Here is a 14281-nt window from a genome sequence, read left to right on the forward strand (position 1 = left end):
ATTCTGCCCTGGCATCGGTGCCAGAGTGTGACACCGATGAGCCGTGGGATCGGTGGAAGACTGCGACCCCGACGGCCCCCTGGGCGAGACCACGATTCCGCCGATGAATCGGTGCCAGAAGCTGACACCAATCGTTTCTATCGTCGGTGACATGACGAAGAGCGACAGCACCTCCCAGATCCGCCCGTACCGCATCGAGATCCCGCAGGCGGAGCTGGACGACCTGCGCGACCGGCTCCGGCGCACCCGCTGGGCTCCCGACCTGCCCGGCGCCGGCTGGGAGCGCGGCGTGCCCACGAGCTACCTGCGCGACCTGGCCGCGTACTGGGCCGACGGCTTCGACTGGCGCGCCCAGGAGGCGGCGCTGAACGCGTACCCGCAGTTCGTCACCACCGTCGACGGCGCGGACGTGCACTTCCTGCACGTGCGCTCGGCCGTGCCGGACGCCACCCCGCTGCTGCTCCTGCACGGCTGGCCGGGCGGCGTGATCGAGTTCCTCGACCTGATCGGCCCGCTCACCGACCCGGCCGCGCACGGCGGTGACGCCACCGCGCCCGCCTTCCACCTGGTGATCCCGTCGCTGCCCGGCTACGGCTTCTCCGGGCCGCTGCCCGGCACCGGCTGGACCGACGGCCGCACGGCCGCCGCCCTGGCCGCGTTGATGGACCGGCTGGGCTACGACCGCTACGGCGTCCAGGGCGGCGACGTCTCGGCCTTCATCGCGCCGCTGATCGGCCGGGCCGCGCCGGACCACGTCATCGGCGTGCACGTCAACGCGCTGCTGACCTTCCCCACCGGCGACCCGGCGGTGATGGGCGCGCTGACCGGGACCGAGCGCGCCCGGCTGGCCGGGATGGAGGAGTGGCAGGAGCGGCTCGGCGCGTACATGCGGCTGCAGGGCACCCGCCCGCAGACCCTCGCCGCCGCGCTGCACGACTCCCCCGCCGGGCAACTGGCCTGGATCGTGGAGAAGTTCAAGGACTGGACGGACAAGGCCGCCGAGCTGCCCGAGGACGCCGTGGACCGGGATCGGATCCTGGCCGACGTGAGCGTCTACTGGTTCACGGGGACGGCGGGTTCGTCGGCGCACACGTACTTCGAGCGTTTCACCGATCCGGGCATGTGGCGGCCGGTCGAGCGCGGGAGCGTGCCGACGGCCGTGGCGGTGTTCCCGACGGACTTCTCGGTGCGGCCGCTGGCCGAACGGCAGCACAACGTGGTGCGCTGGACGGAGTTCGGGCACGGCGGCCATTTCGCGGCCCTGGAGACGCCGGAGGTGCTGGTCGCGGAGCTGCGCGCGTTATTCGGCGCGCTCAGCTGAGCGGCGTACGCCTGCCGACGGCGGTGAAGCGTAAAGAAACGGCAGGTGGCGGCTACGGGGCGGGGCGCCGGGTAGCCCGGATCGGCATGACGAAGAAGAAGGAGCCGAAGCCGGGCGACGAGGTCACCTGGCGCAGCCATGGCTCCACCGCCAAGGGCAAGGTCGAGAAGAAGCTGACCGAGCGGCAGCACGAGGCGGGCCGCGAGGTCGCCGCCTCGCCCGACGACCCCCAGTACGTCGTGCGCAGCGAGAAGAGCGGCAAGAAGGCCGTGCACAAACCGTCCGCCCTGCGGAAGGGCGGCAAGTGAGCGACGACGGCAAGGCGGTCGCGGCCGAGTTCGGCGAGGTCGTCAACATGACCGCGAAGGAGATCGAACACTGGCTGGACACGGACGAGTCGAAGTCCGTCGGCCAGAAGGACGGCGGCGGCGAGTCCGTGGGCCACGAGTCCGGCCGCAAGATCGTCAAGCTGCTGCAGGGGAAGGCGTCCGACCGGACCGAAGAGGACTACGCCCACATGCGCAAGGTGATCGGCTACGTGCGTCGGCACCTGGCCCAGCGCCCCTCCGGCGACGTGAAGGACACCCACTGGCGCTACTCGCTGATGAACTGGGGCCACGACCCGCTCAAGTGAACGCCCCAGCTCGGGACGCGTATGTTTCCCGTAAGGATTCGTCGTTTCTCCGTCAAGGAGGCGTAGGTGCGCTGGTGGCGGCGGGGCCTGTTACGGTAGTGCGCGGCACGCCGGGAAGTACGGTCGGCATCGACTGCCGGTCCGCTGCCTGGGGGAGGCGTTCACGATGTGTGGCCGTTGCCGAAGCCGGCGCCGGGGCCGCAGCCGCCGGACGGCGCGGTGGTGAGCGTGCGCCTGCCGTTCAGCATCCGCTTCCAGCAGCCGGCCCAGGTCGTCGTGGCCGGGTTCGGCCTGGTCATCGCGGCCGGCACGCTCCTGCTCACGCTGCCGGTCGCGACCACGTCCGGCGAGTCGGCCGGCTGGATGGCCGCGCTGTTCACCTCGACCTCGGCCGTGTGCGTGACCGGGCTGGCCGTCGTCGACACCGAGTCGCACTGGTCGGCGTTCGGCGAGGCGGTGATCGCCGGGCTGGTCCAGGTGGGCGGTCTCGGCATCATGACGCTGGCCACCCTGTTCACCCTGCTCGTGTCGGGCCGGTTAGGACTGCGGGCCAGGATCGCGGCCCAGGCCGAGACCAAGGCGCTGAGCATGGGCGACGTGCGCCGGGTCGTGCGCAAGGTGGTGCTGTTCAGCCTGCTGTGCGAGAGCGTCGCCGCCGCCGTCCTGGCCGCGCGCTTCCTCATCGGGTACGGCGAGCCGTTCGGCCGCGCCCTCTACCTGGGCGCCTTCCACGCGGTCAGCGCGTTCAACAACGCCGGCTTCGCGCTCTGGCCGGACAGCCTGGTCCGGTTCGTCGCGGACCCGTGGATCTGCCTGACCGTCGCGTTCGCCTGCATCGTCGGCGGGCTCGGCTTCCCCGTCGTGTTCGAGCTGGCCCGCGCCTGGCGGCGGCCGCGCACCTGGTCCGTGCTGACCAGGATCACGCTGGGCACGAGCCTGGCCCTGCTGCTGCTCGGCACCGGGGTCTTCCTGGTCACCGAGTGGAGCAACCCGGGGACGCTCGGGCGGCTCGACGACCCGGGCAAGGTGCTGGCGGCGTTCTTCACCGCCGTCATGCCGCGCTCGGCCGGGTTCAACACCCTCGACATCACGCAGCTGTACCCGTCGAGCTGGCTGGCCACCGACCTGCTGATGTTCATCGGCGGTGGCAGCGCGGGCACGGCGGGCGGCATCAAGGTGACCACGATCGGGCTGCTGGCCTTCGTCGTGTGGGCGGAGATGCGCGGCGAGAGCCGGGTCAACGTCGGCCGCCGCAGGCTGCCGGACACCACCCAGCGCCAGGCCGTCACGATCACGACGCTGGGCGTGGCGCTCGTTGGCCTGGCCACGTACCTGCTGCTCGCCCTCACCCCGCACGGCCTCGACGTGGTGCTCTTCGAGGTGATCTCCGCGTTCGGCACGGCCGGCATGACCACCGGCATCACCGCGAGCCTCGGCACGGCCGGCCACCTGCTGCTGGTCGTGCTCATGTTCATCGGCCGGATCGGCCCGCTCACGCTGGGCTCCGCGCTGGCCCTCAACACGCGCGCACGACACTACGAACTACCCGAGGAGCGAGTCATCGTTGGTTGAGTACAAGGGCGACCCGGTGGTCGTCATCGGGCTGGGCCGGTTCGGCACGTCGCTGGCCCTGGAGCTCACCCGGCGCGGCACCGAGGTCCTGGCCATCGACCACCGGCCGAAGATCACGCAGAGCCTGGCCGGTCACATCACCCAGATCGCCACCGCCGACGCCACCGACATGGAGGCGCTGCGCCAGCTCGGCGTCCCCGACTTCTACCAGGCGGTCGTGGCCGTCGGCAGCGACATCGAGGCCAGCATCCTGACCACGTCGCTGCTGGCCGAGCTGGAGATCAACGACATCTGGGCCAAGGCGATCAGCACCCAGCACGGCCGCATCCTGAGCCGCATCGGCGCCCACCACGTCGTCTTCCCCGAGCACGACATGGGCGAGCGGGTGGCCCACCTGGTCAGCGGGCGGCTGCTCGACTACATGCAGGTGGACGAGAGCTTCGCCCTGGCCAAGACCCGCCCGCCGAAGGAGTACGTGGGGGTGCCGCTGGGCCGCTCCAACCTGCGCCGCAAGTACGGCGTCACGATCGTGGCGGTGAAGCCGCCCGGCGAGGACTTCACGTACGCGACGGCCGACACGGAGCTGACCTACGGCGACATCGTCCTGGTCTCGGGGCGGACCGAGCACGTCGAACGCTTCGCCGAACTGCCCTGAGGACGATCACCGGCGGGCGGTGAAGGCCAGGAGGGGCGCGGCCGTACGCGGCGGGTCCTCCAGGATGGGCGAGTGCCCGAGACCGGGCAGCAGCTCCACCGTCGCGCCGGGGACGACGCGGTAGCGGGCGGCCGAGGAGGACCGCCACCTGCGGTCGTCCGCCCCGAAGAGCACCAGGAGCGGCTTGCCCAGCTCCGCCAGCCGCTCGGGGAGCGCCCGGGCCGCCAGGTACTCGCTGGTGGCCCGCATCGTCGCGGTGAGGCTGTGGTAGGTCATGGCGCGCACCTCGTCCAGGAGCTCGTCCGGGATCCGGTAGCCGGGGCGGCTGAACCCGGTGCGCGCGAACCGGCGGATCTCCTCGTCGGCCGGCGGCCACGTCTCGGGGCTGATCGCGGCCTGCTCCGAGGCGATGAAGGCGTCCAGGCCCGGCCCCGTGTTGATCAGGACGAGCGCGGTCACCAGGCCGGGCCGCAGCTCGGCGAGGGCGGTGGCGGCCACGCCCCCGCTGGAGTGGCCGGCCACCACCGCCCGCCGGACGCCGAGCAGGTCCATCGCGGCGGCGACCCGGCGCGCCTGACCGGGCAGCGCGTAGTGGTCACCGGCCGGTTTCGCCGACCGGCCGTGCCCGAGCAGGTCGATCCTGATGACGCGGTGGGATCCGGTCAGCAGCGGGACCAGCGCGTCCCACGACCGGGCCGAGGACGCGGATCCGTGGATGAGCAGGAGCGCGGGGGCCTCACGCGGGCCGTCCTGGCACACGTGGACGTCACCGCCGTCCAGGGGCAGGAGCAGGCTTTCCGTCGGGTGCGGTTCGCTGTCGTGAAGAGTCACGGGGTCACTGTGGCCGCCGGTGGGCGGCGGGGTCTTGAACGAATGTTCCCCTCGCCCGGCTCACGTAGCATGGCCCGGTGCGTAGGTTCGTGCACGGTGCGGCGGAGTGGGGGGTCGCGCGGCCGCGCCGGTCCAGCCGGGTGGCCGGCGTCACCATGGCCGGGTTCCGCGTCGGTGACCTCCACGCGCTCAGGATGGTCCCGCACCCGGCCGTGACGCTGCTGCTCGACTTCGGCGCCGGCACCTCCGTGGTGGAGTGCGCCGCCGGGCGGCGGCACCGGGGCAGCCTCGTCGCCGGGCCCGGCTTCGGCTCAGGAGGCACGGTACGGGCGCGCGGCGAGAACGTCGAGTGCGTGCAGGTGCGCCTGTCGCCCGTCATCGCCCAGGCGGTCCTCGGCGTCTCCCCCGCCGCGCTCGACGACGCCCCGGTCGCCCTCGACGACCTGTGGGGCCGGGACGTGCCGTTGATCAGGGAACGGCTGAGCGAGGCCGCGTCGTGGCCGGAGCGCTTCGCGCTGACCGACGCGCTGATCACCCGACGCCGCGAGTATGGGCCGCCGGTGGACCCGGAGGTGGCCTGGGCCTGGCGGCGCATCGTGGACCGTCACGGCCTGCTCCGGGTGGAGGGGCTGGCGGACGAGGTCGGGTGGAGCCGTAAGCGCCTGTGGTCCAGGTTCAGGTCCCAGCTCGGGCTGGCCCCGAAGCGGGCCGTCAAGCTGGTCCGCTTCGACGAGGCCGCGCACCGCCTGGTCGCCGGCGAGCCCGCGGCCGCCGTCGCGGCGGAGGCCGGTTACGCCGACCAGTCCCACCTGCACCGGGACGTCATGGCGTTCACCGGGACGACCCCCGCGGCGGTGGCGGATGAGACGTTCCTGGCGGTCGACGACCTCGCCTGGGCCTGGCCGGGAGCGCCGGGCGCGGCGGTTGGCTAGGCTGGCCCGCGGAGGATCACTGATGCGCGCACGCGATCTCGCCGTCGAGTTCCCGACGGTCACTCTCGGCACCCCTGCGCTGGAGGCCGCCAAGCTGCTGGCCGACCAGGATCTGCCGGGCCTCATCCTGGTGGACGACGACGGCCGGCCGCACAGCATCCTGCCCGGCACGCAGGTGCTGCGGCTGGCGGTGCCGGCGTACTGCCAGGACGATCCGGCGCTGGCGCGGGTGGTGGACGAGGCACACGCGGACCGGTTCCTGCACCGGCTCGGCGGCAAGAGCGTCCGGGAGTGCCTGCCCGAGCGGCGGCGCGAGCTGCCGGTGGCGGACCCGGGGGCGACCGTGCTGGAGCTGGCGGCGCTGATGGCACGCACGCACAGCCCGCTGGTGGCGGTGGTGGAGGACGATCGCCTGATCGGGGCGGTGACCCTGCAGTCCCTGCTCGACCGGGCGCTGCTGCTCTGACGAAGGCGCGCCACCGGCTCCCCTGGTCACGACCCTCGGGAGAACGTGCGCCGGTCAGGGGTGGTGCCTGCGGAAACAGGTCCTGACGGGGTCGTAGGCTGGTCACATGGTGACGACCGTGGCATGTCAGCCCGTACCCGCCCGGCGCGCGGACGCCGAGCGGGACGTCGCCGCGATCCTCGAAGCCGGTGCCCGGCTGCTCAGCGCCGATCCCACCGCCGGCCCGGCCGACGTCGCCACGGCGGCCGGCGTCGGTCTGGCCGTACTCCACCGCCACTTCCCGTCACGGGAAGCGCTGGTCGACGCCGTGCTCGACCGGGCGGCGGACCTGGCGGACGCCGTGCTGGAGCACGAGTGCATCGACGCGGCGCCCGCCCCGGAGGCGATGGCCGGGCTGCTCCGGTCGGCGTGGGAGGTGCTCGACCGGCATCGCCGCCTGTTCCTGGCCGTGGACCCGGCACCGGCCACGGAGAAGGACAGGGAGCATCGCGAGCGCCCGCTGCGTGGAGTGCGGCGGCTCATCGAGCGCGGCAGGCGCGACGGGGACTTCCGGCACGACCTGCCGTTGCCGTGGCTGGTGACCACCTTCTTCGCGATCATCCGCGGCGCCGCGCAGGAGCGGGAGGCGGGCCGGCTGAAGCCGGAGGAGGTCGGGCACGTGCTGGCCACCACGATGTTGTCGCTGCTCGCGCCCGCCGGCGACCGCTCACGCTGAAGCGAGGTCCCGTCCGGGCACCGCCCGGGAGCCGGCCGCTTCCGGCGGCGCGACATCCGGCCTGACCCGGCCTGACACGACCTACCGCAGCCGGCCTGACCGGACCTGACAGGACGCACGAATGTGGGATATCGCCGACGAGTCCGGCGGTCTATCCTTCGTTGATGGTCGCATTACCCCGGCGAGAGCGGTGACCCCGCCGATGCCGTCCCTGACGCTGGCGCACCAGCATCTGCCCGAGGTGACCGTGATCGTCGTGACCGGCGAGATGGACGCCACGAACCGGGCGCAGCTCGAAGGTTATCTGCGCGAGGTCAGGCGGAGCCCGGCCGAGACCCTGGTGTTCGACCTGGCACGGGTGCCGTTCATGGACAGCTCGGGCCTGCACGTCCTGCTGGTGTGCGCCACCGAGTGCCTCAGGCGCGGCGGGGCCGTGCACCTGGCCGGCGTGCAGCCGCTGCCGTCCCGGCTCTTCGAGATCACCGGCGTGGTGGCGCACCTGCCGATGCACGACACGGTCGAGCAGGCCGTGGCCGCCGCCGCCCCTTCCTCGCAACCCTCCCACTGACCGCGCCCCGCGAAGCCGTGCAACGGCTGTGCGGGCCGAGGGGCACGGCCGCGCCAGGCAGGGTGAGAGTGTTCTCACCACCCCTACACGTCCTGTGATAGATAGATGACGACTCGCGGCTAGCGCGCGCGGCGGGCACGTCCGGCTACTCTCGCCGCTACCTGAGCAACTCAGGCACGGAGGTCCGGTATCGATCCTCTCCCTCCGGGGAGAGGAGCTCTGCTTCATCGCCGATCGCCCGCCGAGGAGGATTCCTCTTGAGGTCTTACGCATCGCGCAGACGTTCCGCCCCGCAGCACCTTTCCGCGTTGCTCAAGGAGATTCGATGAGCGATCCCAGCGTCGGCTCGTCCCGTCCGCCGGCACGGGTCAAGCGCCCCAGAGGCTCAGGCGAGGCCGGCGAGGAACCGGAGCTGCGCCGGCTGCTGGCCGGGCTGACCGCCGTCAGGGACGGCGACTTCCGCACCAGGCTCCCCGACGACGCCGACGGGCTGCTCGGCGAGATCGCCTCGGTCTTCAACGGCATGGTCGACCAGCTCTCGCTGTTCACCTCCGAGGTGACCAGGGTGGCGCGGGAGGTCGGCACGGACGGGCGGCTCGGCGGGCAGGCCGACGTGCCGGCGGTGTCCGGCACCTGGAAGGACCTCACCGAGTCCGTCAACGCCATGGCGGGCAACCTGACCGATCAGGTACGCAGCATCGCCCAGGTCACCACGGCCGTGGCCAAGGGCGACCTGTCGCAGAAGATCACCGTGCACGCGCGCGGCGAGATCCTGGAGCTGAAGAACACCGTCAACACGATGGTGGACCAGCTGTCGTCGTTCGCCGACGAGGTCACCCGCGTGGCCCGCGAGGTCGGCACCGAGGGCCAGTTAGGCGGCCAGGCCGACGTCAAGGGCGTGGCCGGCACCTGGCGCGCGCTGACCGACTCGGTGAACTTCATGGCCGGCAACCTCACCGACCAGGTGCGCAACATCTCGCAGGTGGCCACCGCCGTGGCCCGCGGCGACCTGTCGCAGCGCATCACGGTGTCGGCGCGGGGCGAGATCCTGGAGCTGAAGAACACCCTGAACACGATGGTGGACCAGCTGTCGTCGTTCGCCGACGAGGTCACCCGCGTGGCCCGCGAGGTCGGCACCGAGGGCAACCTGGGCGGCCAGGCCACGGTCAGGGGTGTGTCCGGCACCTGGAAGGACCTGACGGAGAACGTCAACGTCATGGCCTCCAACCTGACCAACCAGGTGCGCAGCATCGCCCAGGTGGCCACCGCCGTGGCCCGCGGCGACCTGTCGCAGAAGATCACGGTCGAGGCGAAGGGCGAGGTCGCGGCGCTGGCCCAGACGATCAACACCATGGTCGACACGCTCGGCGCGTTCGCCGACGAGGTGACCAGGGTGGCCCGCGAGGTCGGCACCGAGGGGCAGCTCGGCGGCCAGGCGCGGGTCCCCAACGTGGCCGGCACGTGGAAGAACCTCACCGACAACGTCAACTCGATGGCCGACAACCTGACCAACCAGGTGCGCAGCATCGCCCAGGTCACCACGGCCGTGGCCCGCGGCGACCTGACCCGCAAGATCGACGTGGACGCCCGCGGCGAGATCCTCGAACTCAAGACCACGATCAACACGATGGTGGACCAGCTGTCGTCGTTCGCCGCCGAGGTCACCCGGGTGGCCCGCGAGGTGGGCAGCGAGGGCAGGCTCGGCGGCCAGGCCGAGGTCGAGGGCGTGTCCGGCACGTGGAAGCGGCTGACGGAGAACGTCAACGAGCTGGCGGGCAACCTGACCCGCCAGGTCCGCGCCATCGCCGAGGTGACCAGCGCCGTCACCTCCGGCGACCTGACCAGGTCCATCACCGTGGACGCCGAGGGCGAGCTGGCGGACCTGAAGGACAACATCAACTCGATGGTGAAGTCCCTGCGCGAGACGACCAGCGCCAACGAGCAGCAGGACTGGCTCAAGTCCAACCTGGCCCGCATGTCCGGGCTGATGCAGGGGCACCGCGACCTGGCCGCCGTGGCCGAGCTGGTGATGAACGAGCTGGCGCCGCTGGTCGCGGCCCAGTACGGCGCGTTCTTCCTGGCCGAGGAGAGCGAGCTGCAGCTCATCAGCGCGTACGGCTACCCGGTGGCCCCCGATCGCCCGGCCCGGTTCAAGCTGGGCGAGGCGCTGGTCGGGCAGGCGGCACGCAGCCGCAGGACGATCGCGATGACCGATCTGCCGCCCGGCTACATCACGATCTCCTCCGGGCTCGGCCGGACGGAGCCCACGTCGGTGATCGTGCTGCCCATCGTGGTGGAGGAGCAGGTGCTCGGCGTGATCGAGCTGGCGTCGGTGCAGGCGTTCACGCCGGTGCACCGGGCCTTCCTCGACCAGCTCATGGAGACGATCGGCGTCAACCTCAACACGATCGTGGCCAACGTGCGCACCGACGAGCTGCTCAAGGAGTCGCAGCGGCTGGCCGTGGAGCTGCAGGCCCGTTCCGAGGAGTTGCAGCAGCAGCAGGAGGAGCTGCAACGCTCCAACGCCGAGCTGGAGGAGAAGGCCACGCTGCTGGTGCGGCAGAACCAGGACATCGAGACCAAGAACCTGGAGATCGAGCAGGCCAGGCAGGAGCTGGAGGACCGGGCGCACCAGTTGTCGCTGGCGTCCACGTACAAGAGCGAGTTCCTGGCGAACATGAGCCACGAGCTGCGCACGCCGCTCAACTCGCTGCTCATCCTGGCCCAGCTGCTGGCGCAGAACCACACCCGCAACCTGACGCCCAAGCAGGTCGAGTACGCCGGGATCATCCACTCGGCCGGCTCGGACCTGCTGCAGCTGATCAACGACATCCTCGACCTGTCCAAGGTCGAGGCGGGCAAGATGGACATCAACCCCGAGTGGGTGCAGCTGCCGCAACTGCTCGACTACGTCGAGGCCACGTTCCGGCCCATGACCGGGCAGAAGAGCCTCGACTTCCGCGTCACCACCGCGCCGAACGTGCCCGCCGAGCTGCTCACCGACGACTCGCGGCTGCGCCAGGTGCTGCGCAACCTGCTCTCGAACGCGGTCAAGTTCACCGAGACGGGCAGCGTGGAGCTGCGCATCGAGCCGGCCGCCGCCAGCGAGCTGCCGCCGTCGGTGCGCCCGAACGGGCCGGCGATCGCGCTGCGGGTGATCGACACCGGCGTGGGCATCCCGGAGCAGCAGCTTGAGGTGATCTTCGGGGCGTTCCAGCAGGCGGACGGCACCACCAGCCGCAAGTACGGCGGCACGGGGCTGGGCCTGTCGATCTGCCGCGAGATCGCGTACCTGCTGGGCGGGGCCATCACGGTGCACAGCACGCCGGGGCAGGGCAGCGTGTTCTCGCTGTATCTGCCGGTGGCGCGGCCGGGGTTCGACGCCCAGGTGGACGTGGTGCCCGCGGAGAGGGGGCAGGACGCGCAGCTCGCGGAGGGGGCGCCGATGCCGGCGCGGCGGGTGCTGGTCATCGAGGAGCGGCGGCACGGGCTGCTGTCGCTGGTGACCGAGAGCGTGGTGGGCGATCTGGCGAGCGCGCACCATCTCGGCGGCTCGCTGGAGGTGGTGACGGCCGCCGGGGCGGAGGAGGCGGGCCGGTTGCTGCTGACCGGGGAGACGTGCCACTGCATCGTCATCAACCTCGACATGCCCGACATGTCGGCATATCGGCTGCTGGAGGTCATGGACGGGGACGCGCGCCTGCACGGCGTGCCCGTGCTGGCCTACAACAACTGGCGCTCCCACCCGCAGCAGGAGGTGGGCCTGGCCCACCAGCCGCTGGAGCTGCTGTCGAGCCTCGACGAGCTGCGCGAGCGGATCGCCCTGCACCTGACCGCGAACCAGCCCGGCGACGTGCTGCCCCTGGTCAGGACCGGCACCGTGGCCGCGGCGGCGGGCCGGGAGATCGACAACACCCTGGCCGGCCGCACGGTCCTGGTCGTGGACGACGACGCCCGCAACCTCTACGCGCTCACCAGCATGCTGGAGATCCACGGCATCAACGTGCTGCACGCCGAGAACGGCCGCAAGGGCATCGACACGCTGACCGCCCACGAGGAGACCGACCTGATCCTCATGGACGTCATGATGCCGGAGATGGACGGCTACACGGCCACCGAGACGATCAGAGCCATGCCGCAGTACGCCGACCTGCCCATCATCGCGGTCACCGCCAAGGCGATGCCGGGCGATCAGGAGAAGAGCCTGGCGGCGGGGGCCAGCGACTACGTCACCAAACCGGTCGACGCCGACCATCTCATCGAACGCATCCAGCACTGGATGGACCCGTCCCGATGACGGGCCACCCCCACCCCGCCCCGGACGAGCGCGGTCTGGAGCGGCTGGTGGCCACCGTCGAGCGGCTGCGGCGCGAGGCCGAGTGGGCCCGGCGAGAGGCCGACGACCGCGCGCTGATCGAGCTGGCCACGGGCGTGCTGGTCGAGCGGCTCGGCTGCGGGCCCGCGCAGGCGGCCGGGCAGCTGACCACGCTCGCCGCCAAGGCGGGCGTGTCACGGCTGGAGGTCGCCGCCGACGTGCTGCGCGCGGTGGCGGGCGACCGCATCGGCGCGGCCGGCGCGGCGGATCCCGAGGCCGCGGTACGGCTGCGCGTGGCCGAGAGCGCGGCACTCGGCGCCCCCGACACCCAGGCGGCGGCCGCCGGGCTCCTGGAGCACGCGCTCGCCCCGCTCGGGGCCACGGCGGTGGCGCTGTGGGCGACCGAGCCCGGCGGCGCCCTCATCCTGGCCGGCTACGCCGGTTTCACGGCCGAGGAGGCCCGGCGGTGGCGGCACGTGCCGCCCGGCGTGCTCACCCCGGCCGGGCGGTCGCTGACCGAGCGGCGGATGATCTGGCATCCCGACTCCAGCCTGCCCGCCATCGGCCGCCCCGCCTCCGCCGGCGGCCGGGTCACCGTGCCCATGACCGCGGCCGGGCGGCAGCTCGGCGTGCTGGAGATCTGCTGGCCGCACGACCTGCCGCCGCGACCGCCCAGGATCGAGCGGCAGATCGAGGCCCTGGCCGAGCTGTGCGCGCACACGCTGGACGCCCCGTACGCGGCCCACGCGCCCGCCACACCCGCCCAGACCGAGATCGTGGACCTGGCCGACACGCTGCCCGATCCGGCCCTGGTGCTGCGGGCGCACCCGGACGCGGACGGCGAGCCGGCCGACTTCCTGGTCCGGCACGTCAACGAGCGGATCACCGCCGGTGACGGGCTGCTGCTGGAGGCGTACCCGCTGGTGCCCGGCGCGCGGCTGCTGGAGGCTTGCCCGCCGGCCGCCGAGGGCCTGTTCGCGCGGCTGGAGCACGTCCACGCCACCGGCGAGCCGTTCCGCGCGGAGCGGATGCCGTTCGGCCTGACCACGACCGGCGTGGCCGACGTCAGCATCACCCGTCACGGCGACAGCCTGCTGCTGGTGTGGCGCGAGCACGACGAGGACGCCCGGCTGGCCGGGCTGCTGGAGCACGCGCAGCGGCTGGGCCGCATCGGCGGCTTCGAGGAGAACGCGCTCACCGGCCAGATCACCTGGAACGCCCAGCTCTACTCCCTGTACGGCCTCGCGCCCGGCGACCCGCCCATCCCCCTGGAACGCCTGCGCGACCACGCCCACCCCGACGACGAGGTCGCGCTGGGCCGCTTCCTGCGCACGGTGCTGCACCACCGGCGTTTCGCCGCCACCGCGTTCCGGCTCCAGCGTCCCGACGGGGTGGCCCGGCACATGCGGGTGGTGGCCGAGCCGGTCTTCGGGCCGGACGGGCGGCTGATGGCGGTCCGGGGGGCGTACCAGGACATCTCCTCCCAGCACTGGACGGAGGTCGCGCTGGCCGTCACCCGCGACCAGCTCGCCCACACCGAGGAGCAGTCCGCCGCGCGCGACCGGCTGGCCCTGCAGCTGCAGCAGGCCATCATGCCGCCCTCGCACGGCCGGATCGACTCCCTCGGCCTGCGCATCGCCGTCCGCTACCGGCCCGCGCAGAAGGAGCACCTGGTCGGCGGCGACTGGTACGACGCGGTCGCGCTCCCCTCCCGGCAGGTGCTGCTGTCGGTGGGCGACGTGGCCGGGCACGGCGTGGAGGCGGCCACGGGCATGGTCGTCCTGCGTAACGCGCTGCGCGGCCTGGCCGCCACCGGGGCCGGCCCCGCCCAGCTCCTGTCCTGGCTCAACCAGGTCGCCCACCATCTCGCCGACCGCATGACCGCCACCGCCGTCTGCGGCCTGTACGACCCCCCGACCAGGACCCTGCGCTGGGCCAGGGCCGGGCACCTGCCGCCGATCCTGTTGCGCGAGGGCGACGGCGCGGAGCTGGCGCTGGTCAAGGGGCCGCTGCTGGGGGCGTTCACGGACGCCCGGTACGAGGAGGGGCAGGTGCAGGTACAGGCCGGCGACACGCTGCTCATGTACACCGACGGCCTGATCGAGCGGCGCGACCACAACCTGCGGCATGCCCAGGACCGGCTGCTGGACATCGCCAGACGGCCGGCGGCCACCCTCGAGCACCGCCTCGACGATCTGCTCACCCACTGCAACTCCGACACCGACGACGACACCTGCCTCATCGGCGTACATGTCACCTGACAGGGTGGCCG

At 72.3% G+C, this 14281-nt stretch carries 12 protein-coding genes; 11 read left to right on the forward strand and 1 reads right to left on the reverse strand.

Translation table 11 applies throughout. The annotated features are described in order from the left end of the window. Positions 1 to 151: 151 nt before the first annotated feature. The 5 genes from OIE67_RS25285 to OIE67_RS25305 all read left to right on the forward strand — a co-directional run bounded on the left by OIE67_RS25285 (position 152) and on the right by OIE67_RS25305 (position 4182). A complete protein-coding gene (locus OIE67_RS25285) occupies positions 152 to 1321 on the forward strand; it encodes an epoxide hydrolase family protein (protein WP_326644423.1) in 1170 nt (389 codons plus the stop codon). Positions 1322 to 1407: 86 nt separating this feature from the next. Beyond that, a complete protein-coding gene (locus OIE67_RS25290; RefSeq protein WP_106250979.1) occupies positions 1408 to 1629 on the forward strand; it encodes a hypervirulence associated TUDOR domain-containing protein in 222 nt (73 codons plus the stop codon). Further along, positions 1626 to 1955 (forward strand): DUF3140 domain-containing protein, encoded by a 330-nt coding sequence (locus OIE67_RS25295; protein ID WP_326644427.1) that lies wholly within the window; start codon positions 1626 to 1628, stop codon positions 1953 to 1955. The genes OIE67_RS25290 and OIE67_RS25295 overlap by 4 nt, the downstream gene beginning before the upstream one ends. Before the next feature lie 222 nt (positions 1956 to 2177). Next, the gene (locus tag OIE67_RS25300) at positions 2178 to 3527 is read left to right on the forward strand and encodes a TrkH family potassium uptake protein (RefSeq protein WP_407674910.1); all 1350 of its coding nucleotides are present in this window, start codon (positions 2178 to 2180) and stop codon (positions 3525 to 3527) included. Then, on the forward strand, positions 3520 to 4182 hold the full coding sequence (locus OIE67_RS25305) for a potassium channel family protein (protein ID WP_326644429.1): 663 nt from the start codon (positions 3520 to 3522) through the stop codon (positions 4180 to 4182). Before OIE67_RS25300 ends, OIE67_RS25305 begins: the two co-directional genes overlap by 8 nt. 6 nt (positions 4183 to 4188) lie before the next feature. Here the strand turns inward: OIE67_RS25305 and OIE67_RS25310 are convergent, their stop codons facing one another. Continuing rightward, a complete protein-coding gene (locus OIE67_RS25310) occupies positions 4189 to 5013 on the reverse strand; it encodes an alpha/beta fold hydrolase (RefSeq protein WP_326644431.1) in 825 nt (274 codons plus the stop codon). A gap of 77 nt (positions 5014 to 5090) precedes the next feature. Here OIE67_RS25310 and OIE67_RS25315 point away from each other — a divergent pair, with 77 nt between their 5' ends. The 6 genes from OIE67_RS25315 to OIE67_RS25340 all read left to right on the forward strand — a co-directional run bounded on the left by OIE67_RS25315 (position 5091) and on the right by OIE67_RS25340 (position 14270). Continuing rightward, positions 5091 to 5945, forward strand: a complete 855-nt coding sequence (locus OIE67_RS25315) for a helix-turn-helix domain-containing protein (RefSeq protein WP_326644432.1) — start codon at positions 5091 to 5093, stop codon at positions 5943 to 5945. Positions 5946 to 5967: 22 nt separating this feature from the next. Continuing rightward, complete coding sequence (locus tag OIE67_RS25320; protein WP_106250983.1) at positions 5968 to 6411, forward strand: CBS domain-containing protein; 444 nt, start codon at positions 5968 to 5970, stop codon at positions 6409 to 6411. A gap of 106 nt (positions 6412 to 6517) precedes the next feature. Further along, positions 6518 to 7126 carry a TetR/AcrR family transcriptional regulator gene (locus tag OIE67_RS25325; RefSeq protein WP_326644435.1) on the forward strand — a complete coding sequence of 203 codons (609 nt, stop codon included), beginning with the start codon at positions 6518 to 6520 and terminating at the stop codon, positions 7124 to 7126. Between the two features lie 202 nt (positions 7127 to 7328). Next, positions 7329 to 7694: an STAS domain-containing protein gene (locus OIE67_RS25330; RefSeq protein ID WP_326644436.1), complete on the forward strand. Its 366-nt coding sequence runs from the start codon at positions 7329 to 7331 to the stop codon at positions 7692 to 7694. Between the two features lie 325 nt (positions 7695 to 8019). Next, positions 8020 to 11991 carry a HAMP domain-containing protein gene (locus OIE67_RS25335; protein ID WP_326644438.1) on the forward strand — a complete coding sequence of 1324 codons (3972 nt, stop codon included), beginning with the start codon at positions 8020 to 8022 and terminating at the stop codon, positions 11989 to 11991. After that, a complete protein-coding gene (locus OIE67_RS25340) occupies positions 11988 to 14270 on the forward strand; it encodes a SpoIIE family protein phosphatase (protein ID WP_326644441.1) in 2283 nt (760 codons plus the stop codon). The genes OIE67_RS25335 and OIE67_RS25340 overlap by 4 nt, the downstream gene beginning before the upstream one ends. The last annotated feature ends 11 nt before the right edge of the window (positions 14271 to 14281 follow it).

The sequence above is a fragment of the Nonomuraea fuscirosea genome (genome assembly GCF_035917475.1).
In the GTDB taxonomy this organism is placed as follows: domain Bacteria; phylum Actinomycetota; class Actinomycetes; order Streptosporangiales; family Streptosporangiaceae; genus Nonomuraea; species Nonomuraea fuscirosea.